The following is a 26,398-nucleotide window of genomic DNA, read 5'->3' as shown; positions in this document are numbered from 1 at the left end:
CGTTACGGAGGTCAAAAACCAGGATCCCAATCTACTTCAACAGTGCGAGTAGTGAGATCGACTTTCTTGATAACCTGCCCATCGAGGAACGGAATCAACCGCTCCTTGAGTCCGAAGGCATCTTTCAGGTTGGCTTTGACTACCATCACATCGTTAGAACCGGTTTCCATCATATCGATGATTTTTCCCAGTTCGTAACCGGAAGTGGTCACTACCTGGCAACCAAAAAGGTCTTTCCAGTAGTAGTCGCCGTCTTCCAGTGGAGGTAGCTGCTTTGAATCAACAACAATTTCGCAATTGGTCAGGAGATTCGCTGCATCCCTGTCATCAACGCCTTTGACTTTGATAATCAGGTCCTGAGTGTGGCGTTTCCAGCCTTCCAGCTCGACAACTTGCCACTTACCGGCACGCTGGATAAACCAGGGCTGGTATTCGAAGATGCTTTCAGCGTCTTCGGTGGATGAAAACACTCTGAGCCAACCACGAATGCCGTATGTTGAACCCATTTTGCCGAGTACTAACGGCTCAGCGGGTACCACTGGATTGGATTGCTTGCTCATTGCCACCACCGCGACAGATTAAGCTGCTTTCTTAGCGTCTTTGATCAGCGAAGAAACGCGATCAGAAACGGTTGCACCCAGCTCTACCCAATGGGTAATACGATCCAGGTCCAGACGCAGTGCTTCAGCCTGGCCAGAAGCCAATGGGTTGAAGAAACCTACGCGTTCGATGAAACGACCGTCACGAGCGTTGCGGCTGTCGGTCACTACTACTTGATAAAACGGACGCTTTTTTGCGCCGCCACGTGCTAAACGAATTGTTACCATAACATCCTCTTTAGTTAATAAAACAACCAGACCCCATCGGGGAACGGGGTCTGGTTGCAATATAAAAAGCCCGAAAATTTTACTCATTTTGGCGCAAAAAGCAATCTAAAGCGTAAAGAGCGCAGACCGCATTTTGCATGAGCCGCCTATGTGGCTGATATATAGACAGTGATGTCGATTAACGGCCCGGGAAACCTGGTGGCATCATACCCTTCATGCCACGCATCATTTTCGCCATGCCGCCATTCTTCATTTTCTTCATCATGCGCTGCATATCGTCGAACTGCTTGAGTAAGCGGTTAACGTCCTGCACCTGCATGCCGGAACCCAGCGCGATACGGCGCTTGCGGGAACCTTTAATAATTTCTGGTTTAGCGCGTTCTTTCATCGTCATCGAGTTGATGATCGCTTCCATCCGCACCAGAACCTTGTCATCCATCTGAGATTTGACGTTGTCAGGCAACTGACCCACGCCCGGCAATTTGCTCATCATGCTCGCCATGCCGCCCATATTGCGCATTTGCTTGAGCTGCTCGAGGAAGTCGGTCAGGTCAAAACCATCGCCTTTCTTGAGCTTGTTGGCCAGTTTCTCAGCCTGTGCACGGTCAACTTTGCTCTCAATATCTTCGATAAGAGAAAGCACGTCGCCCATGCCCAAAATGCGGGACGCGATACGATCCGGGTGGAACGGCTCCAGTGCATCGGTTTTTTCACCCATACCCAGGAATTTAATCGGTTTGCCAGTGATGTGGCGGATCGACAGCGCAGCACCACCACGGGCGTCACCGTCGACTTTCGTCAGGATCACACCGGTCAGCGGCAGCGCTTCGTTGAACGCTTTCGCGGTATTCGCCGCATCCTGGCCGGTCATGGCATCGACCACAAACAGCGTTTCTACCGGATTAATCGCGGCATGAACCTGTTTGATTTCGTCCATCATCGCTTCGTCGACGTGTAAACGGCCGGCGGTATCGACAATCAGAACGTCGTAGAATTTCAGTTTCGCCTGTTGCAGGGCGCGGGTGACGATATCCACCGGCTTTTCCTGCGCATCGGATGCAAAGAAATCCACGTCAACTTGCTGCGCCAGGGTTTCCAGCTGTTTGATCGCCGCAGGGCGATAAACGTCGGCGGAGACCACCAGCACTTTTTTCTTTTTCTTTTCTTTCAGGAATTTCGCCAGTTTACCGACGCTGGTGGTTTTACCAGCACCTTGTAAACCCGCCATCAGAACAACAGCCGGTGGCTGCGCCGCTAAGTTGAGCTCGGTATTAGCCTCGCCCATCGCGGTTTCCAGTTCTTTCTGGACAATTTTGACGAATTCCTGACCCGGCGTCAGACTCTTATTGACCTCATGGCCAACAGCGCTCTCTTTCACCCGGTTGATGAAGTCGCGAACGACCGGCAGCGCAACGTCCGCTTCCAGTAACGCCATACGCACTTCACGTAATGTCTCTTTGATATTTTCTTCGGTCAGCCGCCCGCGGCCGCTGATATTGCGCAGTGTGCGCGACAATCGATCGCTTAAATTCTCAAACATCGTCTCTTGCTCAACGTAATGACAGGCCGCTCTTGCGACGTAATTGCGGGATTATAACACGAAGCGCGGACGATCTCTGCTTTGGCATCTCAGATAGGTTGGAGCGTGACGCCGGTAACGTTATACTGCGGTTCTCATTCACTTTTCGATGCTACTGAAACGCTATGTCAGTTTTTGCTCTCGTCGCCATGTTGGCCTATCTGCTCAGCCTTGCACTGATCATTCCGAGCATCATCCGGAAGAACAGCGCATACCGGCGTTTAGCACTGATTTCTGTTGTGGTAGCGCTTATTTGCCACGCTGTGGCATTACAGCAACGCATATTTGATGTCAGCACCGGCCAGAACCTGAGTCTGGTGAACATCGGTTCAGTGGTCAGTTTAATCATCGGTACGGTGATGACTATTGTTGCCTCACGTAATCGCGGCTGGTTTGTCTTACCGATCGTTTACAGCTTCTCGCTGATCAATCTGGCGTTCGTCACTTTCCTTCCGGGCGAATTCATCACGCATCTGGAAGAAAGCAAAGGCTTGCTGGTACACATCGGCCTGGCGTTATTCTCCTATGCTACGCTGATGATCGCAGCGCTTTACGCCTTGCAACTGGCGTGGCTTGATTACCAGTTGAAGAACAAACGCCTGACATTTACTGCCGATATGCCACCGCTGATGAGCATTGAACGTAAACTGTTTCACATCACCCAGATTGGCGTCATTTTACTGACGCTGACGCTGTGCACCGGATTACTGTATCTGAACAACCTGTTCAGCCCGGAGAATATCGACAAGGCTGTCTTATCGATACTGGCATGGTTCGTTTATATCGTCCTGCTGTGGGGCCATTATCACGAAGGCTGGCGTGGCCGCCGCGTGGTATGGTTCAGCATGGCAGGCGCCATTCTTCTGACTCTTGCCTATTTTGGCAGTCGCCTGATCCAGCAAATCATGGTTCATTAATTAAAAGGAATACCCGTTGGAGCACGTCTCGACAACAACCCTGATCATCACATTGATCATCATGGTGGTGGTTTCGGCTTATTTTTCAGCCTCCGAAACCGGTATGATGACACTCAACCGTTACCGGTTACGTCACCTGGCCAAACAGGGTAACCGCGCGGCGCGTCGCGTCGAAAAGCTGTTAAAACGCCCGGACCAGTTGATCAGCCTCGTGCTTATCGGCAATAACCTGGTCAACATTCTTGCTTCCGCTCTGGCAACCATTGTGGGTATCCGCTTGTATGGCGATGCCGGGGTCGCGATTGCCACCGGTGTGCTGACTTTCGTGGTTCTGCTGTTTGCTGAAGTTCTGCCGAAAACCTTCGCAGCCCTCAATCCTGAACGCATTGCTTTTCCGAGCAGCATTTTGTTGCGTCCGCTGCAAAAAATCATGATGCCACTGGTGTGGATCCTGAACAGCCTCTCGCGTCTGCTGATGCGTATGTTTGGTATCAAAACCACCGCCAGCCTGAGTGATGCTGTGAGCAAAGAAGAGCTGCGTACTATCGTGAATGAATCGCGCTCGCAAATCTCACGCCGTAATCAGGACATGCTACTTTCCGTTCTGGATCTCGAAAAAGTATCCGTTGATGACATCATGGTGCCGCGCAATGAAATCGTCGGCATCGACATTAACGACGACTGGAAGTCCATCATCCGCCAGCTCACGCACTCACCGCATGGCCGAATCGTGCTCTACCGCGACTCGCTTGATGATGCGATCGGCATGCTGCGTTTACGCGAAGCGTATCGCCTGATGACCGAGAAGAAAGAATTCACCAAAGAAAACCTGCTGCGCGCTGCGGACGAGATTTACTACATTCCGGAAGGTACGCCGCTGAACATTCAGCTGGTGAAATTCCAGCGCAATAAAAAGAAAGTGGGCATTGTGGTCGATGAATACGGTGACATTCAGGGGCTGGTGACGGTCGAAGATATTCTTGAAGAGATCGTCGGTGATTTTACCACGTCGATGTCACCTACTCTGGCTGAAGAAGTGACACCGCAAAGCGACGGTTCTGTACTGATTGAAGGCAGCGCGAACGTCCGTGAGCTGAACAAAGCGTTTAACTGGCATCTTCCTGCCGACGGGCCGCGAACCATCAACGGCATGCTTCTGGAAGTGCTGGAAGATATCCCGACTATCGGCACCAGTTTGCGCATTGAAGATTACGAAGTCGAAATTCTCGACGTGCAGGACAATATGATCAAACAGGTACAGGTTCGCCCGTTACAGCCCTTGCAAACCAGCGTAAATCAACGCTAATCCGCTGAATAACAGACATAAAAAAGACGCGATGAACGCGTCTTTTTTTTACCTGCAACACGCTACAACTAGATGTGCAGTTCGGACAGTTTTTCTTTTGGCAGAGCCAGATCGTCGTTACGGTTCACAACTACGTCGTGATCGAGAATATGTTGCGCGATTTCCTGAGCTTCTTTCAGGGAATGCATCTCGTAAGTACCGCACTGATATTCATTCAGCTCAGGGATTTGACGCTGTTCTTTCACTTTCAGAACATCTGCCATCGCCGCTTTCCAGGCATCAGCAACAAATTGCTCTTCCGGTACACCGATCAGGCTCATGTAGAAACCCGTACGGCAGCCCATTGGGGAAATATCAATGATCTCCACGCCGTTGCCATTCAGATGGTTACGCATGAAACCTGCGAACAGGTGTTCCAGCGTATGAATACCGCGTTCAGGCATCACTTCAATATTCGGGCGGCAGAAACGCAGATCGAACACAGTGATGGTATCCCCGTGCGGGGTTTTCATGGTTTTTGCGACGCGAACAGCAGGTGCTGCCATACGGGTATGGTCTACGGTAAAGCTATCCAACAGTGGCATATCGTCACCTCTCCTAAATAAATTAATTTTTTTTACGAACTCAGGAAACCTTTTCCCAGCATGCGGGTCTTAATTAGTGAAAGACGCGCATTTGTTATCATCATCCCTGTAAACAGAGATGTTTATTTGGCCACATTGATTGTGGCCTTTTTCTTTTCTACTCATCGCTACTGCCTGCGTTCGCAGCCAGATATTCTTCAAAGCTTAGCGTATCACCCGCTTCCAGTGTGCGCTGACGTTGCCATGAACCGTCCTGCTCTGCCATTAATGCACTGGCATCTAAAACTTCCAGCGGTTCACTCACCAGCATCTGGCGATACTTTTCTGCCAGTTCCAGCCCAAGACTGCCCACGCCGCCCTGCTGTTTCAGATCTTTAAGGATCCGCGCAGAATACGTCAGTTCAGGATCATCAAACGCAGCAACCAGCTCTTTGCAGACATCCTGATAAAGGTGATCGCCGTTCTGCTCGTCCATAACCTGCGCCACACGGCTCAAATCATCAAACAACGCATTCCCGACGCTGACCAGCGGCTTGCGCTCATCGTTGCAACCAATACCAATCGTCTGGCCTGGTTTGCGGCCTTCGAGGATCACCCGATTCCAGTTTTTGCGCGTACAAAGCAGCTCATCACTGTTCATTTCCGGTGCGTCCGCTAAGGCACACCATACCAAAAACAAATCCAGGAAACGCGCCTGAGTCGCATCAATACCCACAGGTGAGAACGGATTGACGTCCAGCGAGCGGACTTCAATGTATTCGATCCCGCTGCGCATCAGTGCATCAGAAGGGCTTTCACCTGATTTGGTGACCCGCTTTGGACGGATTGGCGCATAAAGTTCGTTCTCAATCTGTAACACATTGGTGTTCAGTTGCAGATATTTACCGTCTTTCTTTACACCCATTTCCGCGTATTCCGCAGACGGGGTGCGAATCGCTTTCTTCACGCCTTGAACGTACGTTTCCAGATCGTTAAACGTGATCCCCAGATTGCTCTGTGATTTGTTGGTATAGCCCAAATCACTCAGACGCAACGAGGTGGCGTACGGCAGATAGCACAATCCGGAATCGGTATATTCAAATGGCAGATCTGTTTCACGCCCTTTCAGGAAGGATTTACAGATCGCAGGTGACGCACCAAACAGATACGGGATCACCCAGCCAAAGCGGTAATAATTGCGGATCAGCTTAAAGTAGCCCGCTGAAATCGCTTCTTTCCCGCTTTCAACATCCGTAACACCCAGACGTTCCTGCCAGAAAGACAGCGGCAGCGAGAAATTATAGTGGATGCCGGAAATCACCTGCATCAGCGCGCCATAACGGTTTTTCAATCCTTCACGGTAAAGCGTTTTAAAGCGCCCGACGTTAGATGAACCGTACTGTGCCAGCTCGATATCCTGTCCGGACTCGATAAAGCACGGCATGCTGAATGGCCACATCCGCTCGTCACCAAGTTCACGAGCCACGTGACGATGGATATCACGCAGAAACGCCATCAGATGCTCAATATTGTCATCGACGGGCGTAATGAATTCTAATAAAGCTTCAGCAAAATCGGTGGTTATCCAGCGGTGCGTCAGTGCAGCCCCTAAAGATTCCGGGTGTCCGGTCGTCGCTAATGAACCATCGGGATTGACCCGCAGCGTTTCACGTTCAATACCGCGACGAATACCTTTTAATGCCTGAGGATGGGCTTCCAACCAGGAAAGCGCCTGAGATACATCCGGGATCAAATTGACCTCCCGCTCGGTGAAACCATTAATTTGCAAGCATACTGAATCTGCATAGATGTGACCATAATTGATAACTGATGCCAATCTAACCTAACCATGAAAGCCCCTGTAACGTCACAACAGCCAAAACGATGTAACGCACTGCTTTTCCAATCAACATGAAAAAGACCACCGGACCCCATGGCATTCGCAGCCAACCTGCTAACACGCACAACATATCGCCAATCACCGGCAGCCAGCTTAGCAATAATGCCGCCGGTCCAAAACGCTTCAGCCAGTTCTGTGCAACATCAAGTCCACGTTGCGGTTTGGGCTGCGGCACAAAGCGTCCGATGATGACGTTGGTTATGCCTCCTAAGGTATTGCCAACAGTTGCAGACAAAACCAGTGCCGCTGGCATTGCGCTGCCAGCTGACAATAAAGCGACTAATAAGACTTCTGAATTTCCGGGCAATAATGTCGCGCTGAGAAAACTGCTGCCAAATAATGAAGCCAGCGCCACAACGCTACTCACAGCGTTCGCACGTCCACAAAATCCATATTGGCGCGCCGGGCCGCCTCAATACCGAAATCTGCGTCTTCAAAGACAACGCATTTTTCAGGAGGCACGCCGATTAACTCAGCGCAGCGTAAAAAGGTGTCGGGTGCCGGTTTGTGGTTTTGTACATCATTTGCACCCACGATCGCATCAAAGCAATCGCGCAGCCCAAGATGACGCAATAACGCATCAGCCATCCAGTGCTCACTGCCCGTCCCTACCGCCATTGGCCGGCGGCCATGATAAGCCTTCACAACATCAATTAATGGCAAAGGACGTACAGTATCAAGCAACATTTCCTGCACAGCAGCGGTTTTCTCTGCGGCAAGGAGATGGGGATCCATTTCGACGTTATTGCTGTCGATAACAAACCGGGCAATATGCCAGGTTGGAGAACCATTCAGAGCGACCATGGATTCGACATCATAATGCATACTGTATTTGGTCAATACCTGATGCCATGCCTTACGGTGCGTAGGTTCGGTATCCAATATGGTGCCATCCATATCAAATATTAGCCCTTCGTATCGATCGTACATCGAATGCTCCATGATCACGAAAAAACAGGAAAACTACTTTATCGCAAAGTCTGGCGAAAGTCGCATTTTGTCCACACCTACAGCACATCCGAACACGTCAGAAAAATCAGGGAAATGAAAAAGAAGGGAGGAAAATCAGAGAGGAAAAGCAGAAAGCAAAAAACCCGCCAAAGCGGGTTTTTCTAACATGCCGGAGGACTCTATATGAAAGTCGTCGCTCAGACATGTTTGGAATATGGTGCACCCAGGAAGATTCGAACTTCCGACCGCTCGGTTCGTAGCCGAGTACTCTATCCAGCTGAGCTATGGGTGCATTAGGGTCGTGCTGAGTTTTTTCGGAAAATACTAAGAGGAAGAATGGTGCACCCAGGAAGATTCGAACTTCCGACCGCTCGGTTCGTAGCCGAGTACTCTATCCAGCTGAGCTATGGGTGCATTTTGATTCTTACTGCAGATTTACCTGACCATTTTTCCGCACTACATCAGCTTTCGCCTTTGCCCGTCACGCTCATTTGATTGCAAATCAACATACGCTCAGGAAAGTATGGTGCACCCAGGAAGATTCGAACTTCCGACCGCTCGGTTCGTAGCCGAGTACTCTATCCAGCTGAGCTATGGGTGCATTTTAAATGGCGGTGAGGCGGGGATTCGAACCCCGGATGCAGCTTTTGACCGCATACTCCCTTAGCAGGGGAGCGCCTTCAGCCTCTCGGCCACCTCACCATACGCCTCTTGCGAGTGTGCTGACTAACTTTGTTTAAGCTCATCGGCACTGCGTGGCGCACATATTACTTTCTGGCCCTTATAAGTCAAACCCTTTTTTCCTAACAATCACCCGTTTGGACATTTCACGCACAACCTGAGCAGTTTGAAGGCAATAAAGGGGCTCAGTGGTCAGAAAAAAGGCTTAGCTTTTAAAAAATGACAGGTCTGGAAGAAGCCGCAGAAGGAAAATAAAAACCGGGGAGGCAGTAAATTAAGGGGAGAAAAATCAAAAAAGAGCAAAAAGGAAGTTCAGCGCCTCGTCATCGACGAGACGCCTCGTAAATCAGTAACTCGTCTGTTGAGACTTTTCAGCCTGGATACGCTGATAAATCTCTTCACGGTGAACAGAAACCTCTTTCGGCGCATTCACACCAATACGCACCTGATTACCTTTAACACCTAAAACGGTAACAGTAACCTCATCGCCAATCATGAGGGTTTCACCAACTCGGCGAGTTAGAATAAGCATTCTTTGCTCCTTGAATAATTAAAAGAGTCGGGTCTCTCAGTTTCCCGGCCATTATCTATCATAAGCAGGTAAAACGTAAGCCATGACCCCTACGTAAACTGTAAGCGGCCCGCAACTCAAGCCATAGTACTTTAAGTTTAGCCGATATCATCATTGTCGCGACTTTTATCGCGAGGCCTACCCTGCCATTAAGACCGAAAACGCCATATTGCACAATACATTATGGCGCTTCCTGGTTAGCTATTTATTTCTTATTACAGCCGGGATTCAACCCAGGCTTCTACTGTTGCCAGTGCAGCCGGTAATGCCTGAACGTCACTTCCCCCTGCCTGCGCCATATCAGGACGACCACCGCCTTTACCGCCCACCTGCTGGGCAACAGAAGCAATCAGATCCCCTGCTTTGACGCGTTCCGTCAGATCTTTCGTGACGCCCGCAATCAGGCTGACTTTATCGTCAGCGATGGTTGCCAGAACAATAATCACTGAACCCAACTGATTTTTCAGGTCATCAACCATCGTACGCAGAATTTTAGGCTCTACGTTATCCAGCTGACGGACCAACAGCTTAACGCCTTTCACTTCTTTCGCCTGGCTGGAAAGTGAAGCACTCTCCTGCGCAGCTTGTTGCCCTTTCACCTGCTGAAGTTCTTTTTCCAGCACACGGGAACGTTCAATCAGAGTACGGATTTTATCAGTAATGCTGTTCACATCACCTTTCACCATGTGCGCAACATCTTGCAGCAAATCACTTTGCTGATGGAGTGCATTAATGGCGTTTTCACCGGTAATCGCTTCGATACGACGAACACCTGCTGCCGTGCCTGACTCACTCTGAATACGGAACAGGCCGATATCACCCGTACGGCTGGCGTGAGTCCCCCCGCACAGCTCGGTGGAAAAATCACCCATGGTCAGCACGCGCACGCTGTCTTCGTATTTTTCACCAAAGAGCGCCATCGCACCTTTTTCTTTCGCTTCATCCAAATCCATGATGGTGGTCTGAATTGGCAAGTTACGACGGATTTGCGCATTCACCAGATCTTCGACCTGACGAATCTCTTCCGGCTTCATCGCTTCGAAATGCGAGAAGTCGAAACGCAGATAGTTATCGTTTACCAGCGAGCCTTTCTGAGCAACGTGCTTGCCCAGTACCTGACGCAGTGCAGCGTGCAGCAAGTGAGTCGCGGAATGATTCAGACGAATACGTTCGCGACGCTCAACGTCAACTTCGGCTTCAACGCTGTCACCAACGCTCAGTTTGCCTGCGCTCAGCGAGCCCTGATGACCAATGGCCTTGCCATATTTTTGGGTATCAGAAACGTCGAACGTGCCGGCAGCCGTTTTCAGGATGCCTTTATCGCCAACCTGTCCGCCGGACTCGCCGTAGAATGGTGTGTCATCCAGAACGACGATAGCGTTATCGCCCGCCTGAATTTCATTTACTGGCTGACCATTGATGAACAGCGCCACAACTTTGGAATGACGTTGCAGATGCTCATAACCGGAGAACTGCGTAACGCCGTCAACACGCACCATGCTGTTGTAGTCCGCGCTGAAACCACTGGACTCACGTGCGCGACGACGCTGAACTTCCATCGCTTTTTCAAAACCGACTTCGTCAACTTTCAGATTGCGTTCGCGGCACACGTCCGCAGTCAGATCCAGCGGGAAACCGAAGGTGTCGTACAAACGGAAAGCAATCTCACCGTCCAGCGTATCGCCTTGCAGAGAAGATAATTCATCGTCCAACAGCGCCAGACCACGCTCCAGTGTACGGGCAAACTGCTCTTCTTCAGTCTTCAGCAACTGCTCAACCATGGCTTGCTGTTCTTTCAGCTCAGCCGCAGCCGGGCCCATCACGTCAATTAACGGAGCAACCAGTTTGTAGAAGAAGGTCTCTTTCGCGCCCAGCATATTGCCGTGACGGATCGCACGACGAATGATACGACGCAGCACGTAGCCACGGTTTTCATTCGATGGGATCACGCCGTCTGCAATCAGGAAAGCGCAAGAGCGAATATGGTCAGCGATAACGCGCAGAGATTTGCTGGTCAGATCGGTCGCGCCAGTGACGTCAGCAACGGCGGCGATCAGTTTCTGGAACAGGTCGATGTCATAGTTTGAGTTCACATGCTGCATAACAGCGGTGATACGCTCAAGCCCCATCCCGGTATCGACGGAAGGTTTAGGCAGTGGCAGCATGGTGCCGTCAGACTGACGGTTGAACTGCATGAAAACGATGTTCCAGATTTCGATGTAACGGTCGCCATCTTCTTCAGCAGAACCCGGAGGGCCGCCCCAGATATGGTCGCCATGATCGTAAAAAATTTCGGTGCAAGGACCGCAAGGACCGGTATCACCCATCTGCCAGAAGTTGTCAGAAGCGTAAGCGCCGCCTTTATTATCGCCAATGCGGATAATACGTTCTTTTGGAACGCCGACTTCTTTTTCCCAGATTTCAAACGCTTCGTCGTCAGTCTCATAGACGGTGACCCAAAGCTTTTCTTTCGGCAGATTAAACCAGTTTTCGCCGGTCAGTAATTCCCAAGCGTAATTGATTGCGTCGTGCTTGAAGTAATCGCCGAAGCTGAAGTTGCCCAGCATTTCGAAGAAGGTGTGGTGACGGGCGGTATAGCCGACGTTTTCGAGGTCGTTGTGTTTACCACCTGCACGCACACAACGCTGAGATGTGGTGGCACGGCTGTAGTCGCGTTTATCCAGACCGAGGAAAACGTCTTTAAATTGGTTCATCCCGGCATTGGTAAACAACAGTGTCGGATCGTTTGTCGGGACAAGCGAACTGCTTGAAACAACGTTGTGTCCCTTACTATGGAAGAAATCGAGAAACGCTTGACGGATCTCAGCGGTGCTCTTGCTCATAAATATCCCGGAATCATGCTGGAAGAACGGCTCTTGAGCCGGATAACGCTGCATATGGCAGCAATCTGTACAGCTCACGAACGAAAAAGTGCGGATAAGATAAAATTTCTGCGCAGGGAAGTAAAATACCGTATGCGGTCAATCGTCAAAATCGCGATAAATCGACTGTATTTCTTCCTGAAAGAAGCCTCGGTAAAGCAAATAACGCAGAACTTTCGATTTTTCTTTCCAGTCTTTCGGTAAATTTTCTCCAAACTTTCTGACGGCAATATCCCGCGCCAGAACACACCAGTCAACCTCCGTTTCCTCCAGTGCCGTCGATATGATTTCTTTATCGACACCTTTTTGCAGTAATTCCGAACGAATGCGTTGTGCCCCGTAGCCTTTATTGCTGCGACCGGAAATATAGCGACTGGCAAATTTGGCATCATCAAGCCAGTGATGCTGGTAGCAATAGTCGATAACTGCCTGTACATGTTCCTCTGGGATCTCTTCCGGCACCGGGCGTGTTTCCGGGCGCGCCTTTACCGCATTATCTTCATCAAAGGCATTTTCGTCTGGTCGTTTACGTGAAGACCAGCGGCTTTGTTTATTTTGGGGTTTTACAAAGGGGACTGGCGGGATAAGCAGTTTGCGGCGCAGTTCAGCTTCACCGTGATCACGCTGAGACAGCAGACGCATCGCGCGGCTGATCAGTGTATTAATTTTCGCCGCATTGGCGTCTTTTTCCTGAGGCGCAAACAATGTGGATTCATTGTTTTGTTCAACTTCTTCAAGAAGTCGTTTCAGATCGATGACATTTTGATTCGGTGCTTTTTCAGTGGACATCGGAGTCCCTCAGATATGCAAAATGCCAGCCTGAAACCAGGCTGGCATTTTATCGACTGTGACGTCAGACAACCGCGAAATTAAAACTCTTCGCTGGTTTCCATGTTGTCGTCAGCGTCTTCAGCTGTCGTGGCAACGCTCAGCTCGCCGGTGCCGCTCAGCAGCAGGTCACGCAGTTTTTTGTCCAGCTCAGCAGCTACTTTCGGGTTTTCTTTCAGGAAGTTGCAGGAGTTTGCTTTACCCTGACCAATCTTCTCACCGTTGTAGCTGTACCATGCGCCGGCTTTCTCAATCATCTTGTGCTTAACGCCAAGGTCGATCAGCTCGCCGTTGATGTTGATGCCTTCGCCGTACATGATCTGGAATTCGGCTTGTTTGAATGGTGCAGCAATTTTGTTCTTCACCACTTTCACACGCGTTTCGCTACCGACAACCACATCACCTTCTTTGATAGCGCCGATACGACGGATATCCAGACGAACAGAAGCATAGAATTTCAGTGCGTTACCGCCGGTTGTGGTTTCCGGGTTACCGAACATCACACCGATTTTCATACGGATCTGGTTGATGAAGATCAGCAAGGTGTTGGCGTTTTTCAGGTTACCCGCGAGTTTACGCATTGCCTGGCTCATCATACGTGCCGCGAGGCCCATGTGTGAGTCGCCGATTTCGCCTTCGATTTCAGCTTTCGGTGTCAGAGCTGCGACGGAGTCAACGATGATAACGTCAACCGCACCTGAACGTGTCAGCGCATCACAAATTTCCAGCGCCTGCTCACCGGTATCCGGCTGAGAACACAGCAGGTTATCGATATCCACGCCCAATTTCTTAGCGTAGATAGGATCCAGTGCGTGTTCCGCATCGATAAACGCACAGGTTTTGCCTTCACGTTGTGCAGCAGCGATAACCTGCAAGGTCAGCGTCGTTTTACCGGAAGATTCCGGCCCGTAGATTTCCACGATACGACCCATTGGCAAACCGCCAGCGCCTAACGCGATATCCAGAGACAAAGAGCCGGTAGAGATCGTTTCCACGTCCATAGAGCGATCTTCACCCAGACGCATGATGGAGCCTTTACCGAATTGCTTTTCAATCTGGCCCAGTGCTGCAGCTAACGCTTTTTGCTTGTTCTCATCAATAGCCATTTTTACTCCTCGTCTGATACAGGGGAACATCCCGCCTGCATCACTGAATATAATTTATGTACAGGTAATTGGCAGTAATTATACTGTATGCTCATACAGTATCAAGCCTAATTTTGCAGAAACTCAGATAACGCAGTTTGTAGCGAAAAAACAGCAGCTTGCAAACGTACTGCTTCTCGATCGCCAGAAAATTGTTGTTTTGTCGTCACGACACGCCCGTCTTTACCGGCGAAGCCAAACCAGACCGTGCCGACAGGTTTTTCTGCTGAGCCGCCGTCAGGCCCGGCGATGCCGCTGACCGAAAGGGCCACATCCGCACCCGCGGCGTGCAATACACCCTGCGCCATTTCATGCACTACCTGCTCACTCACCGCGCCATATTGCTCAAGCGTACTTTCAGACACGCCGAGCAATTCATGCTTGGCCGCATTGCTGTAAGTAACAAATCCGCGATCAAACCAGGCCGAGCTTCCGGCAATGTCCGTAATGGCCTTGGCAATTAATCCGCCCGTGCAAGATTCCGCGCAGGTGATCCACAATCCCTGAGATTTAAGCTCAGTGCCGATTTCTGCACTCAATTCATGTAAACGTTTTTCGTCCATATTCCATCCTGGCGGGTCAGCTGAATTCAACCTGATGTTAGCATTTCTCTTTCGCTGTGTGAGTCCCGTCGGTGCGTTTTGCGCGATGTATTCAGAATTGGAATAAAAGGCAAAAAGAAGGGCCACAACAAGCGGCCCTCCGTGATAAAGCAGGAAATCAGGTTCAGCGCGCCGCTTTCACCGCTTCACCCAACTGCCATACCGCCATCGCATAATGCACGCTGTGGTTGTAACGGGTGATGGTGTAGAAGTTTGGCAGCCCGTACCAGTACTGGTAACTGGTGCCCATATCCAGACGCAACAGGCTCGCTTCCTGATAACCCCCCAGAGAACCCAGCGGGCTAAGACCCGCCGCCGTCAGCGTATAAAGTGGATATTTTGTCTTGAAGCCATTCTCCAGCAACGGTGCCTGCCCGGCGGCTGGCACCGCAATGGGTGCGCCTTTCGTCCATCCGTGCGCCTTGAAGTAATTGGCTACGCTGCCGATAGCATCAATCGGATCCCACAGATTGGCATGGCCGTCGCCGTTAAAGTCCACGGCATAATCTTTATAAGAAGATGGCATGAACTGACCGTAACCCATCGCACCCGCAAACGAACCGCGCAGGCTCAGCGGATCGTCCCCCTCACGACGGGACATCAGCAGAAAGGTTTCCAGCTCGCCGGAGAAGTAATCCGCCCGGCGCGGATAGGCAAAGGATAAGGTCGCCAGCGCATCGATAATGCGGGTTTTACCCATGACGCGGCCCCAACGGGTTTCGACGCCGATAATACCGACAATGATTTCCGGCGGTACGCCGTAAACCTGCTCCGCACGCTGCAAGGCATCCTGATACTGATTCCAGAACACGACACCATTCTGGACGTTATCCGGCGTAATAAATTTGCTGCGATAACGGTTCCAGGCACCATTTGGCACGGTTGACGGCGGGCCAGATGGCGCTTGCTGATCCATCAGACGTAAAACGAAGCCCAGTCGTTTCGTTTGCGCCAGCACATCATGCAGTTGCTGGCGATCAAAACCATGCTCGCTGACCATTTTGTCCACAAACCGGTTCATGGCCGGATCGTACGCGAAATCACCGGACTGCACTGCGCCAGTATGTTCGGGTTGCAACAGAAAGCCCCCGCTGGGAACCGAATTGCCGCTGGCATTTCTTCCGTCAGAGAAAGGATTGCGCGGGCCTTCAGGCTGAGCCGGAGGCTTATTACTGCTACAAGCAGAAAGTGTTAAAACCAGGGGAATAATGACTGCCAGGAGGCGCATCGGATATCCGTAACCATGCAATAAAAGAGGTGGGGGATATGGTAGAGCATTATCAGGGCCGAAAAAACTGAAAATAAACGTCTTTACAACGATGCACGAAGATCCTGATCCACGGTGATTTGCGGAGCATTACGCAACTTCAAAACGCATCGTGGTTTTTTACCTCTACTCACGTTAGGATCCGTTGTAAAGTCGTTGCCCCGGGCGGTACGAGCCAACAGGATGATTTAAAATTGAATGAAATCAAGAATAAAGGTAGTGATATGAGCGGGCTGGATGCTCACACCCCCATGATGCAGCAGTACCTGCGTCTTAAGGCGGAGAACCCGGAAGTTCTGCTGTTTTATCGTATGGGGGACTTCTACGAACTGTTTTATGACGATGCAAAACGTGCGTCTCAGCTGATGGATATTTCCCTGACCAAACGTGGCGCTTCGGCGGGCGAACCGATTCCGATGGCCGGTGTGCCTTATCACGCCGTTGAAGGCTATCTGGCCAAGCTGGTGCAACTGGGCGAATCCGTCGCCATCGCTGAGCAGATTGGCGATCCGGCGCTGAGCAAAGGGCCGGTTGAGCGCAAAATTGTGCGGATCGTGACGCCAGGCACGGTCAGTGATGAAGCCTTATTGAGTGAGCGTCATGACAACCTTCTCGCGGCCATCTGGCAAGACGGACGTGGCTTTGGCTATGCGACGCTGGATATCAGCTCCGGTCGTTTCCGTGTCGCTCAGCCAGACGATCTGGAAACCATGGCCGCTGAATTACAGCGTACAAATCCGGCAGAACTTCTGTATCCGGAAAGCTTTGAAGCCATGCCGCTTATTGCTTCCCGCCGCGGCCTGCGCCGTCGTCCGATGTGGGAATTTGAGCTCGAAACCGCAAAGCAACAGCTGAATCTCCAGTTCGGCACCCGCGATCTGAGCGGGTTTGGTGTGGAACAGGCCACTCAGGCACTCCGCGCCGCCGGTTGCCTGCTGCAATATGTAAAAGATACCCAGCGCACCGCCCTGCCGCATATTCGTGGCGTGACGATGGAGCGCCAGCAGGACGGCATCATTATGGATGCGGCGACGCGCCGTAATCTGGAGCTGACACAAAATCTGGCAGGTGGTGTGGAAAATACGCTGGCGGCAGTCCTGGATCAGGCCGTCACACCGATGGGCAGCCGTATGCTCAAACGCTGGATCCACATGCCAAGCCGCGACATCAAAATGCTGACCCATCGTCAGCAGGCAATCGGAGCATTACAGGATCTGACCGCCGACTTGCAACCCGTGCTGCGTCAGGTCGGCGATCTCGAACGTATTCTGGCGCGCCTTGCCTTGCGCAGCGCACGGCCACGCGATCTCGCCCGTATGCGCCATGCGTTACAGCAACTGCCCGAAATCCGGGGGATTTTGCAAGATGCTGATGCCGCGCATGTCGCTACACTGGTGGAGCAAACCGGTGAATTTACAGAGCTGGTCGAACTACTTGAACGTGCGGTTGTTGAAGCTCCGCCAGTTCTGGTGCGTGACGGCGGTGTGATTTCGCCAGGCTATAACGCGGAACTGGACGAATGGCGCGCACTGGCTGACGGCGCAACAGACTATCTTGACCGCTTAGAAATTCGCGAACGCGAGAAGCTGGGCCTGGAAACGCTGAAGGTCGGATTTAACGGTGTACATGGTTATTACATCGAAGTGAGCCGCCGCCAGAGCCATCTCGTTCCTATTCATTATGTCCGCCGTCAGACGCTCAAAAACGCCGAGCGTTACATCATACCGGAACTGAAAGAGTATGAAGATAAGGTTCTGACCTCCAAAGGCAAAGCCCTGTCGCTGGAGAAAGCGCTGTACGAAGAGCTGTTTGATTTGCTGATGCCGCACCTGCCCGCTTTGCAGCAAAGCGCCAGTGCGCTGGCCGAGTTGGATGTTCTGAGTAATCTCGCAGAACGTGCCTACACGCTCAGTTATACCTGCCCGACGATGAGCGAGAAACCCGGCATCAACATCACCGGTGGCCGCCATCCGGTCGTGGAACAGGTACTGAAAGAACCGTTTATTTCCAACCCGCTGAACATGTCTCCGGTGCGCCGGATGCTGATCATCACCGGCCCGAATATGGGCGGTAAAAGTACCTATATGCGTCAGGCGGCGCTGATTGTTCTGATGGCGCATATTGGCAGCTACGTTCCTGCGGATACCGCGGTTATCGGCCCCGTAGACCGGATATTCACCCGCGTCGGCGCCGCAGATGATCTGGCTTCTGGCCGTTCAACGTTTATGGTGGAAATGACCGAAACCGCGAATATTCTGCATAACGCCACGGAAAATAGCCTGGTGCTGATGGATGAAATCGGGCGCGGCACATCGACCTACGACGGTTTATCGCTTGCGTGGGCGTGCGCCGAGAATCTGGCCAGCCGCATTAAAGCTATGACGTTGTTCGCGACCCATTATTTCGAGCTGACGACGCTGCCGGAAAAAATGGAAGGAACGGTCAATGTTCACCTGGATGCCATAGAACACGGCGATACCATTGCGTTTATGCACAGCGTGCAGGATGGCGCTGCCAGCAAAAGTTACGGTCTGGCCGTCGCGGCGCTGGCGGGTGTCCCGCGTGATGTCATTAAACGTGCTCGCCAGAAACTGAAAGAGCTGGAAACGTTGTCCAGCAACGCCGCCGCCAGCAAAGTGGATGGTCCGCAACTGACGCTGCTGGCAGAAGAGGTGTCGCCTGCAGTAGAAGCGCTGGAATCTCTGGACGCGGATTCTCTCTCGCCACGTCAGGCGCTGGAATGGATTTACCGTCTGAAAGATATGGTGTAGAAGCCGCGGCGGCAGAAATGAAAAACGGTGGGGATTAACCCACCGTTTTTTTGATATCGAACTGTCTTTCCGGCGAACAGTTTTTCTTAACGAAAAGTTATTCGCGGAACAGTGCTTCGATGCTCAGCCCTTGCCCCTGCAGAATTTCACGCAGGCGACGCAGACCTTCTACCTGAATCTGACGAACACGTTCACGTGTCAGGCCAATCTCACGACCCACATCTTCCAGCGTCGCAGCTTCATAACCTAACAGGCCGAAACGACGTGCCAGAACTTCACGCTGTTTTGCATTCAACTCGAATAACCACTTCACGATACTCTGTTTCATATCGTCGTCTTGCGTGGTGTCTTCAGGGCCGTTGTCTTTTTCATCTGCCAGAATATCTAACAGCGCTTTCTCTGAGTCACCACCCAACGGGGTATCTACAGAGGTAATACGCTCATTCAGGCGTAACATACGGCTGACGTCATGCACCGGTTTGTCGAGTTGCTCAGCAATCTCTTCGGCACTCGGTTCATGGTCCAGTTTGTGTGCAAGTTCGCGTGCGGTACGCAGATAAACGTTCAGTTCTTTAACGATGTGAATTGGCAAACGAATGGTACGGGTTTGATTCATGATCGCCCGTTCAATCGTCTGACGGATCCACCATGTTGCATAGGTAGAGAAACGGAAGCCCCGCTCAGGGTCAAATTTTTCAACCGCACGGATCAGACCCAGGTTGCCTTCCTCGATCAAATCCAGCAGTGCCAGACCGCGATTACTGTAGCGGCGGGCAATTTTAACCACCAAACGCAGGTTACTTTCAATCATACGGCGGCGGGAAGGCACATCTCCCCGCAACGCGCGTCGTGCAAAATAAACTTCCTCTTCTGCGGTCAGCAGAGGGGAATAACCGATTTCACCGAGGTACAGTTGAGTTGCGTCCAGCACTCGTTGGCTTACAGCCTGCGACAACAATTCTTCTTCAGCATCGTTGTCGGCAGTCTCTTCGACTATTGCTTTCTCGTCAAAGGCTTCAGCGCTGTTCTCATCGAAATCTACATCATCATGTAACTCGTTAACTTTCAGCGTATTCTGACTCATAAGCTGCTCCTACCCGTGGTCCCGAGGGCAGAATCGATGCTCTGCCCGGATTTATCGCTGCGGAAGATAACGCAGCGGGTTTACGGATTTCCCCTTGTAACGAATTTCAAAATGCAATCTTACTGAACTGGTTCCGGTGCTACCCATCGTCGCTATTTTTTGTCCCGCCTGCACTTCTTGTTGTTCCCGGACCAGCATTGTATCGTTATGTGCATAGGCGCTCAGGTAATCATCATTGTGTTTGATGATGATTAGATTACCGTAACCGCGAAGAGCATTACCGGCATAAACAACGCGCCCCGAGGCAGTTGCTACGACAGCTTGTCCACGCGAACCAGCGATATCGATCCCCTTATTTCCCCCTTCAGCAGCTGAGAAATTATCGATAATTTTCCCGTCAGTCGGCCATTTCCAGGAGGAAACCGGACCGCCATTATTCGTTGAGGTGGCGACGGGAGTGCTGGCTACAGCAACAGGTGTTGTGGTGGTGACTGCACCTGATGTAGGCAACATCTTACCTACATTCTGTTTACCAGAAGATTCAGAATACGTGGTAGTTGGTTGAGATGCAACCACAGAACCTGTGAGCATTCCCCCAGTAGGAACTTTCGGAACACCGCTATTTGTGGCGTCGGTGACGGCCGTCGTACTGCTCGTGCTGGCGGCAGAAGAAACGTTATTTATCTGGACTGTTTGACCCACTTCGAGGCTGTACGGAGCAGGGATATTATTGCGCGCAGCAAGGTCCCGGAAGTCATTGCCGGTGATCCATGCGATGTAGAATAAGGTGTCTCCGCGCTTCACCTGATAGGTGCTTCCGCTGTAACTTCCCTTAGGGATCGAGTTATAGCTGCGGTTGTACACAATGTGTCCGCCTGGGCCGACGGCAGGCGCCATTTGCGGAGGGGAATTCAGAGTATTCTGACTGCTACTGCCGCTGTTTCCGCCGCCATTAACGCTGCTGATCGGCGCGGATGTGTTGGAATTGTTCGAACATCCTGCCATCCAGGCACTGATAAATGTACACACTGCAATGCGGCTTAGTGTTTTTATTGGGCTTCCCGTGCTCATATTTTCCCCCGTTACGGCAATCTCAGAATATCTCTTTATCCGCGCACACCGCGCCAACTGGCGCATTTCGTGTCATCAGACACTGTACGCGCAGGCAACATGCCCGTTCAGGTTTTCCCCCGGAACGGACCGTGCCATAAAAAACTGTAGTGGATGCTATCAACATCGCCAGTACAGCACCATATAACAGTTGTATTTAAATTTTAAGGGGTTAGTCCTGCGCGCGTCAGGGTTCAGGCCAGTTCGCCTTTCACCAGCGGCACAAAACGGACAGCTTCTACGGTCTCCGCAACAAAATCATCACCACGTCGGGTGACTCGCTGGAGAGTCTGGCTTTCTTCGCCGACGGGCAACACCATCACGCCTCCCTCCTCGAGTTGTTGCAGTAAATCTTGAGGTATTTCAGGCGGTGCAGCGGTAACAATGATGGCATCAAACGGGCCACGTGAAGGCCAACCCTGCCAGCCATCGCCGTGACGCGTGGAGACGTTATGCAAATCGAGCTGCTTGAGACGTCTTTTGGCCTGCCACTGCAACCCTTTGATACGCTCAACCGAGTACACATGTTCAACCAGATGCGCCAGAATGGCCGTCTGGTAGCCCGATCCGGTACCGATCTCCAGCACGCGGGATGTCGGCGTCAGGCGCAGTAATTCCGTCATTCTCGCCACGGTATAAGGCTGAGAAATGGTCTGGCCTGAGCCAATCGGCAACGCGGTATTTTCGTAAGCTTTATGCTGAAACGCCTCATCCACAAAGCGCTCACGCGGTACGGACTCGATGGCATGCAGCAGTTTTTCATCATGAATGCCCTGCAGCCGGAGTTGCTCCAGCAGGTTATACATCGGCTTATTCACCATTCGCGCTCACCCCGGCCTTTTCCAACCATGAGACCACGACATCCTGAGCCGCGTAGGCGGTCAAATCCACCTGCAATGGCGTCACGGAAACATAACCTTGCGCGACCGCCGCAAAATCGGTGTCAGGTGCGACGTCAAACTTATCGCCCGGCGGACCAATCCAGTACAAGTCTTGTCCGCGCGGATCCTGCTGACAAAATACCTGCTCAGCAGGATGGCGGCTACCGCAACGCGTCACCTTAATCCCTTTGATTTCGGAAAGTGGCAGGTCCGGAACGTTAATATTCAGAATTTTGCCAGTACGGAGAGGTTCGCGCGCCAGCGCCCTGAGCAGCTGGCAGGTAATAATCGCTGCCGTGTCATAATGCTGATGACCGTCGAGTGAAACCGCCAGCGCAGGAAATCCCAGATGACGCCCTTCCATAGCCGCCGCGACGGTGCCGGAATAAATCACATCGTCGCCCAGATTCGGGCCTGCATTGATGCCGGAAACGACAATATCCGGCTTCGGGCGCATCAGCGAATTGACGCCGAGATACACGCAATCGGTCGGTGTACCGTTGATGACTGCGGTATCGCCGTTCGGATAGGACTGAATACGTAACGGACCGTCGAGCGTCAGCGCGTTTGACGCGCCGCTCCGGTTACGGTCAGGGGCGACCAGCTTTACATCCGCAAATTCACGTAGCGCGCAGGCCAGTGCCTGAATGCCGGGAGCCAGTACGCCGTCGTCGTTACTCAGTAATATCCGCATTCATTTCATCCAGATGCATCAGTTCACGCACTACGCTGGTGGCATAACTGCCCGCCGGTAGCCAGAATTTAAGTTCCAGAGTGACGTCATCCCAGCGCTGCCATTTCATCTGCAAAGGCTGGAGCATAATGGCTCGACGCGCAGGTTCAACACGCTCGCGTTTGAGCAGTGAAAGCAAATCTTCCTGCCCGGCCAGACAAGCCAGCTCAAAGACTTCGGCCTCTTCTGACGTGCCTAACGGCCCGTCACCCGGCAACGGCGCCGTCACCAGCAGTTCTCCGCTTTCGACACGCGGTTGCAGCGATTCAAACTCTTCCGCTTTCGCCACAAACCAGCTTCCGCGGCCACTGAGTTGCAACGCATCGCCCAGTATTGCCTGACGGACGGTGCCTTCCGCCAGACGCTGACTGGCGACAATGTTAAACATCGCACTGCGGCTGGCGGATAAATAGAAACTACGTTTGGCGCGCTCTTTAGGGCGTGCTTCATTGGTTGCCCAGCGTTTCGCCTGCACCAGATTATTGCCGCCGCGGCCAAAACGCTGCGTGCCGAAGTAGTTCGGTACGCCCTGCTCAACAATTTTCGCCAGACGTTCTTCGACATTATCGATGTCACTTATCTGTCGCAAAACCAGCGTAAACGCATTGCCTTTCAAGGTTCCGATACGCATTTTCTTGCGATGTCGCGAGGCGCGGATCACTTCACAACCTTCGAGATTGAACTGGCTCAAATCAGGATCTGCTTTACCGGGCAGATGCAGGCAAAACCACTGTTCCGTTACCGCGTGCCGGTCTTTAAGCCCTGCGTAGCTGACATCGCGTGGATGCACTTTGGCAAAACGCGCCAGCTGCTCGGCAACAAACTGCGTGTTGCAGCCATTTTTACGGATCCGCACTAAGAGATGTTCACCTTCGCCATCCGGTTCAAAACCCAAATCCTCTTCGACGATAAAGTCTTCCGGATTGGCTTTCAGCAGGCCGGTGGCGGTGGGTTCACCCAGCAACCAGGTGAGACGGGACATATCTATCATGCGGTAATCTTCCACAACATCATTCCTTAATCAGCAGTGCAACGGCTTCGCAGGCGATACCTTCGCCGCGGCCGGTGAAGCCCAGTTGTTCAGTTGTGGTCGCCTTGACGTTGACGTCGTCCATATGGCACTGCAAATCTTCGGCCAGGAATACGCGCATTTGCGGGATGTGCGGCGCCATTTTCGGTGCCTGAGCGATGATCGTGATATCGAGATTGCCCAGCTTGTAGCCTTTTGCACGAATGCGACGCCAGGCTTCACGCAGCAGTTCACGGCTGTCCGCGCCTTTGTAGGCCGGGTCGGTGTCCGGGAAAAGCTTGCCGATATCACCCAGCGCCGCCGCGCCCAGCAGTGCGTCAGTGGCCGCATGCAGCGCAACGTCGCCGTCGGAATGCGCCAGTAACCCCTGCGGATAAGGAATACGCACACCACCGATCACCAGCGGGCCTTCGCCGCCAAACTTATGTACATCAAAACCGTGACCGATACGCATTATGCGTTCTCCTCCTGATACAAGCGGGTTAAGTAGAATTCAGCCAGTGCCAGATCTTCTGGTCTGGTGACTTTAATATTATCGGCCCGCGCCGGGATCAGCATAGGATGAAAACCACAATATTCCATTGCGGAAGCTTCATCAGTGACCACAGCGCCTTCATTCAGTGCGCGGCGCAGGCAGGTTTTCAATAATTCGAGAGGGAAGAATTGCGGCGTGAGCGCATGCCAGAGTTCCTGACGATCCACCGTATGGGCGATCGCATGCGCGCCGGGCTCACCACGTTTCATGGTGTCACGAACTGGTGCGGCGAGGATCCCGCCAGTTTTGCTGACCGCAGAAATGGCCAGAAGGTTTGTCAGATCATCGGGATGCAGACAAGGACGCGCCGCGTCATGCACCAGCACCCAGCCATGATCGCCCGCGGCCTCAAGGCCTGCCATCACAGATTCGGCGCGCTCATTTCCGCCGGTAACCAGCTGGATCCGTGGATCGCTGGCGACGGGTAACTGCCGGAACTGAGTGTCATGCGGGCTCAGCGCCACGATAACTTTGGTGACGTTGCTGCTGTGCAACAAGGCACGGATCGAGTGTTCTATCAGCGTCTTACCACCGATAGTCAGGTATTGCTTGGGGCATTCGGCCTGCATACGGCTGCCGATTCCGGCAGCCGGTAACACGGCAATGACCTTTGGAAGGGAAACTGCAGTATGGCTCATGGCTATTGATTCGGGTTGCTTTGCGATACGGTGCTGCCCGGCGCTCGTTTGTTGTCAGGCACCAGGCGATAGAAAGTCTCACCGGGCTTGATCATGCTCAGTTCGTTGCGTGCGCGTTCTTCGATCGCTTCCTGACCGCCGTTCAAATCGTCGATTTCTGCGAAAAGTTGATCATTACGTGATTTCAGTTTGCCGTTATTAACTTGTTGCACCTGAACGTCATCGTTTACACGAACGTAGTCGTGAATACCATTCTTGCCCAGCCACAGTGAATACTGTAGCCAGCCAAGTAAAATCAGTAAAAGCAGTGTTAGTTTGCCCATCCCCGCCCCCTAAAAAAGCCGGACAATCATCCCACAACTTTCCCTCTGACTCCACTGTGGCAGGGTAAATGCCTGCGAGAATCAGACTTACGCACTCAATTATGGGTGAGAATGACACAATGGGTTACATCGTGAAGGAGAATTGCAGGGAAAACCGCCTGAAAAACGCAGGGCCGTCGGACGACATCACCGAAGAAAAGGAACCGGAAAAGAGTCTGCCTGACTCACCAGCCCGATAGAAATGAGAAGACCGTCCAGAACATGCTGATAACGCAGATTGCGCTGGTAACCGACGTTTTAAACCAGCCACCACGAAAGAACATACTGAGCGCAATGCCAATAAGGACGGATACAGGCATGAGCGCCAGAAAGAAAGGCCAGGTGTAGAGCAGGAAAAACAGGGTATTGGAGCCGTAGACCATAAAAGGGATTGCAAAGGCCAGCCAGTAAAAGACGAAACCAATGAACCCGCCCTGCATAGAGTAGGACGGCTCGTCGATGTCTGAACTGTCTGTGACCTGCGCCAGCCTCTGATAGCGGGTGTTTTCGACCCGGATCCGGCTGACAAGTCTGCTGAGTAAAGCCTGCATAGATGATCCCTGTATTCAGTGTAAACCGGCACGCTCTCTGGCGTTTGGCCGGCAAACATTCAGGGATTGATAATAGCGCGCTGACGCATCACATCTAATAATTGGGGAACCAAATGTGTTACCAATTGTTCACCATTAAGATGCACATCCGGCACTTCCGGCGGCTGATATTCAGAGTCAATTCCGGTGAAATTCTTCAGTTCACCCGCGCGCGCTTTCTTGTATAAACCTTTAGGATCACGTGCCTCGCAAATCGCCAGCGGCGTATCAACGAACACTTCAATAAACTGCCCTTCCCCGAGCAAATTACGCACCATGTCCCGCTCAGCGCGATGAGGAGAAATGAAGGCGGTCAGCACGACCAGACCGGCATCCACCATCAGTTTTGCCACTTCACCAACGCGCCGGATGTTTTCGCGACGGTCGTCATCCGTAAACCCTAAATCACGGCAAAGCCCGTGGCGGACGTTGTCGCCATCAAGCAGATACGTGCTGATACCCTGCGCATGCAGCGCCTGTTCCAGTGCACCCGCCACCGTGGATTTCCCCGAGCCCGAAAGCCCGGTGAACCACAGAACTGCGCCACGATGACCATGCTGTTTCTCGCGATCCGCGCGCGTCACCGCGTGCGGATGCCAGACAACATTGTCGTCTTTTAAGAAGGAGCCGTTATGCAACGCCATC

26 protein-coding genes and 4 tRNA genes are annotated in these 26,398 nt (G+C 52.1%); 3 read left to right on the top strand and 27 right to left on the bottom strand.

Annotated elements, in window-relative coordinates; translation table 11 throughout:
* Positions 1-11: 11 nt before the first annotated feature.
* The 3 genes from rimM to ffh all read right to left on the bottom strand — a co-directional run bounded on the left by rimM (position 12) and on the right by ffh (position 2,367).
* The gene (rimM, locus tag J1782_RS23000) at positions 12-560 is read right to left on the bottom strand and encodes a ribosome maturation factor RimM (RefSeq protein WP_152323996.1); all 549 of its coding nucleotides are present in this window, start codon (positions 558-560) and stop codon (positions 12-14) included.
* A gap of 18 nt (positions 561-578) precedes the next feature.
* Positions 579-827 carry a 30S ribosomal protein S16 gene (gene rpsP / locus J1782_RS22995; protein WP_152324071.1) on the bottom strand — a complete coding sequence of 83 codons (249 nt, stop codon included), beginning with the start codon at positions 825-827 and terminating at the stop codon, positions 579-581.
* Positions 828-1,005: 178 nt separating this feature from the next.
* Positions 1,006-2,367 (bottom strand): signal recognition particle protein, encoded by a 1,362-nt coding sequence (gene ffh, locus J1782_RS22990; RefSeq protein WP_152323997.1) that lies wholly within the window; start codon positions 2,365-2,367, stop codon positions 1,006-1,008.
* A gap of 164 nt (positions 2,368-2,531) precedes the next feature.
* Between ffh and J1782_RS22985 the strand changes: the two genes are divergently transcribed.
* A complete protein-coding gene (locus J1782_RS22985; RefSeq protein ID WP_095923501.1) occupies positions 2,532-3,323 on the top strand; it encodes an inner membrane protein YpjD in 792 nt (263 codons plus the stop codon).
* Between the two features lie 16 nt (positions 3,324-3,339).
* Positions 3,340-4,629, top strand: a complete 1,290-nt coding sequence (locus J1782_RS22980) for an HlyC/CorC family transporter (protein WP_152323998.1) — start codon at positions 3,340-3,342, stop codon at positions 4,627-4,629.
* 68 nt (positions 4,630-4,697) lie between these two features.
* Here the strand turns inward: J1782_RS22980 and luxS are convergent, their stop codons facing one another.
* The 14 genes from luxS to mltB form a co-directional block, all read right to left on the bottom strand.
* Positions 4,698-5,213, bottom strand: a complete 516-nt coding sequence (gene luxS / locus J1782_RS22975) for an S-ribosylhomocysteine lyase (protein WP_152323999.1) — start codon at positions 5,211-5,213, stop codon at positions 4,698-4,700.
* 157 nt (positions 5,214-5,370) lie between these two features.
* Positions 5,371-6,945: a glutamate--cysteine ligase gene (gene gshA / locus J1782_RS22970; protein ID WP_208951516.1), complete on the bottom strand. Its 1,575-nt coding sequence runs from the start codon at positions 6,943-6,945 to the stop codon at positions 5,371-5,373.
* Between the two features lie 85 nt (positions 6,946-7,030).
* Positions 7,031-7,459 (bottom strand): YqaA family protein, encoded by a 429-nt coding sequence (locus J1782_RS22965; RefSeq protein WP_217153957.1) that lies wholly within the window; start codon positions 7,457-7,459, stop codon positions 7,031-7,033.
* Positions 7,456-8,022 carry a fructose-1-phosphate/6-phosphogluconate phosphatase gene (yqaB, locus tag J1782_RS22960; RefSeq protein WP_152324002.1) on the bottom strand — a complete coding sequence of 189 codons (567 nt, stop codon included), beginning with the start codon at positions 8,020-8,022 and terminating at the stop codon, positions 7,456-7,458. The genes J1782_RS22965 and yqaB overlap by 4 nt, the downstream gene beginning before the upstream one ends.
* Positions 8,023-8,258: 236 nt before the next feature.
* Positions 8,259-8,335 (bottom strand) — tRNA-Arg (locus J1782_RS22955).
* A gap of 45 nt (positions 8,336-8,380) precedes the next feature.
* Positions 8,381-8,457, bottom strand: a tRNA-Arg gene (locus tag J1782_RS22950).
* 110 nt (positions 8,458-8,567) lie between these two features.
* Positions 8,568-8,644: transfer RNA gene (locus J1782_RS22945), tRNA-Arg, on the bottom strand.
* 8 nt (positions 8,645-8,652) lie between these two features.
* Positions 8,653-8,745, bottom strand: a tRNA-Ser gene (locus J1782_RS22940).
* Positions 8,746-9,070: 325 nt separating this feature from the next.
* On the bottom strand, positions 9,071-9,256 hold the full coding sequence (gene csrA / locus J1782_RS22935; RefSeq protein WP_013574027.1) for a carbon storage regulator CsrA: 186 nt from the start codon (positions 9,254-9,256) through the stop codon (positions 9,071-9,073).
* Positions 9,257-9,510: 254 nt separating this feature from the next.
* Positions 9,511-12,138, bottom strand: coding sequence for an alanine--tRNA ligase (gene alaS / locus J1782_RS22930; protein WP_217153956.1), 2,628 nt, complete (start codon positions 12,136-12,138; stop codon positions 9,511-9,513).
* Positions 12,139-12,276: 138 nt separating this feature from the next.
* Positions 12,277-12,843 carry a recombination regulator RecX gene (gene recX / locus J1782_RS22925; protein WP_217153976.1) on the bottom strand — a complete coding sequence of 189 codons (567 nt, stop codon included), beginning with the start codon at positions 12,841-12,843 and terminating at the stop codon, positions 12,277-12,279.
* Positions 12,844-13,046: 203 nt separating this feature from the next.
* Positions 13,047-14,111, bottom strand: a complete 1,065-nt coding sequence (gene recA, locus J1782_RS22920; RefSeq protein WP_152324006.1) for a recombinase RecA — start codon at positions 14,109-14,111, stop codon at positions 13,047-13,049.
* Between the two features lie 107 nt (positions 14,112-14,218).
* Positions 14,219-14,713: a nicotinamide-nucleotide amidase gene (pncC, locus tag J1782_RS22915; RefSeq protein ID WP_165061545.1), complete on the bottom strand. Its 495-nt coding sequence runs from the start codon at positions 14,711-14,713 to the stop codon at positions 14,219-14,221.
* 163 nt (positions 14,714-14,876) lie between these two features.
* Positions 14,877-15,980 carry a lytic murein transglycosylase B gene (gene mltB, locus J1782_RS22910; RefSeq protein WP_165061542.1) on the bottom strand — a complete coding sequence of 368 codons (1,104 nt, stop codon included), beginning with the start codon at positions 15,978-15,980 and terminating at the stop codon, positions 14,877-14,879.
* 263 nt (positions 15,981-16,243) lie between these two features.
* On the opposite strand from mltB, the gene mutS reads away from it, so the two are divergent.
* The gene (gene mutS, locus J1782_RS22905; RefSeq protein WP_152324072.1) at positions 16,244-18,790 is read left to right on the top strand and encodes a DNA mismatch repair protein MutS; all 2,547 of its coding nucleotides are present in this window, start codon (positions 16,244-16,246) and stop codon (positions 18,788-18,790) included.
* 97 nt (positions 18,791-18,887) lie between these two features.
* Here mutS and rpoS read toward each other — a convergent pair whose 3' ends face one another.
* From rpoS to cysC, 10 genes are all read right to left on the bottom strand, one after another.
* On the bottom strand, positions 18,888-19,874 hold the full coding sequence (gene rpoS / locus J1782_RS22900) for an RNA polymerase sigma factor RpoS (protein ID WP_095923512.1): 987 nt from the start codon (positions 19,872-19,874) through the stop codon (positions 18,888-18,890).
* A gap of 51 nt (positions 19,875-19,925) precedes the next feature.
* The gene (nlpD, locus tag J1782_RS22895) at positions 19,926-20,945 is read right to left on the bottom strand and encodes a murein hydrolase activator NlpD (protein ID WP_152324009.1); all 1,020 of its coding nucleotides are present in this window, start codon (positions 20,943-20,945) and stop codon (positions 19,926-19,928) included.
* 233 nt (positions 20,946-21,178) lie between these two features.
* Complete coding sequence (locus J1782_RS22890; protein WP_152324010.1) at positions 21,179-21,805, bottom strand: protein-L-isoaspartate(D-aspartate) O-methyltransferase; 627 nt, start codon at positions 21,803-21,805, stop codon at positions 21,179-21,181.
* Positions 21,795-22,559, bottom strand: coding sequence for a 5'/3'-nucleotidase SurE (gene surE, locus J1782_RS22885; RefSeq protein ID WP_165061540.1), 765 nt, complete (start codon positions 22,557-22,559; stop codon positions 21,795-21,797). The genes J1782_RS22890 and surE overlap by 11 nt, the downstream gene beginning before the upstream one ends.
* Positions 22,540-23,586, bottom strand: coding sequence for a tRNA pseudouridine(13) synthase TruD (truD, locus tag J1782_RS22880; RefSeq protein ID WP_208952051.1), 1,047 nt, complete (start codon positions 23,584-23,586; stop codon positions 22,540-22,542). The genes surE and truD overlap by 20 nt, the downstream gene beginning before the upstream one ends.
* 22 nt (positions 23,587-23,608) lie before the next feature.
* Positions 23,609-24,082 (bottom strand): 2-C-methyl-D-erythritol 2,4-cyclodiphosphate synthase, encoded by a 474-nt coding sequence (gene ispF / locus J1782_RS22875; RefSeq protein ID WP_152324012.1) that lies wholly within the window; start codon positions 24,080-24,082, stop codon positions 23,609-23,611.
* Positions 24,082-24,801 (bottom strand): 2-C-methyl-D-erythritol 4-phosphate cytidylyltransferase, encoded by a 720-nt coding sequence (ispD, locus tag J1782_RS22870; RefSeq protein WP_217153955.1) that lies wholly within the window; start codon positions 24,799-24,801, stop codon positions 24,082-24,084. Before ispD ends, ispF begins: the two co-directional genes overlap by 1 nt.
* Positions 24,802-24,803: 2 nt before the next feature.
* Positions 24,804-25,124, bottom strand: a complete 321-nt coding sequence (ftsB, locus tag J1782_RS22865; RefSeq protein ID WP_152324014.1) for a cell division protein FtsB — start codon at positions 25,122-25,124, stop codon at positions 24,804-24,806.
* Between the two features lie 224 nt (positions 25,125-25,348).
* Positions 25,349-25,714 carry a DUF3561 family protein gene (locus J1782_RS22860; RefSeq protein ID WP_152324015.1) on the bottom strand — a complete coding sequence of 122 codons (366 nt, stop codon included), beginning with the start codon at positions 25,712-25,714 and terminating at the stop codon, positions 25,349-25,351.
* 59 nt (positions 25,715-25,773) lie between these two features.
* Positions 25,774-26,397, bottom strand: a complete 624-nt coding sequence (cysC, locus tag J1782_RS22855) for an adenylyl-sulfate kinase (protein ID WP_152324016.1) — start codon at positions 26,395-26,397, stop codon at positions 25,774-25,776.
* Position 26,398: the final 1 nt, after the last annotated feature.

The organism is Rahnella sp. BCC 1045, assembly GCF_019049615.1.
GTDB lineage: Bacteria > Pseudomonadota > Gammaproteobacteria > Enterobacterales > Enterobacteriaceae > Rahnella > Rahnella contaminans.
Note: the sequence above shows the minus strand (reverse complement) of the source record. Positions and strands in the feature narration are given on the sequence as shown.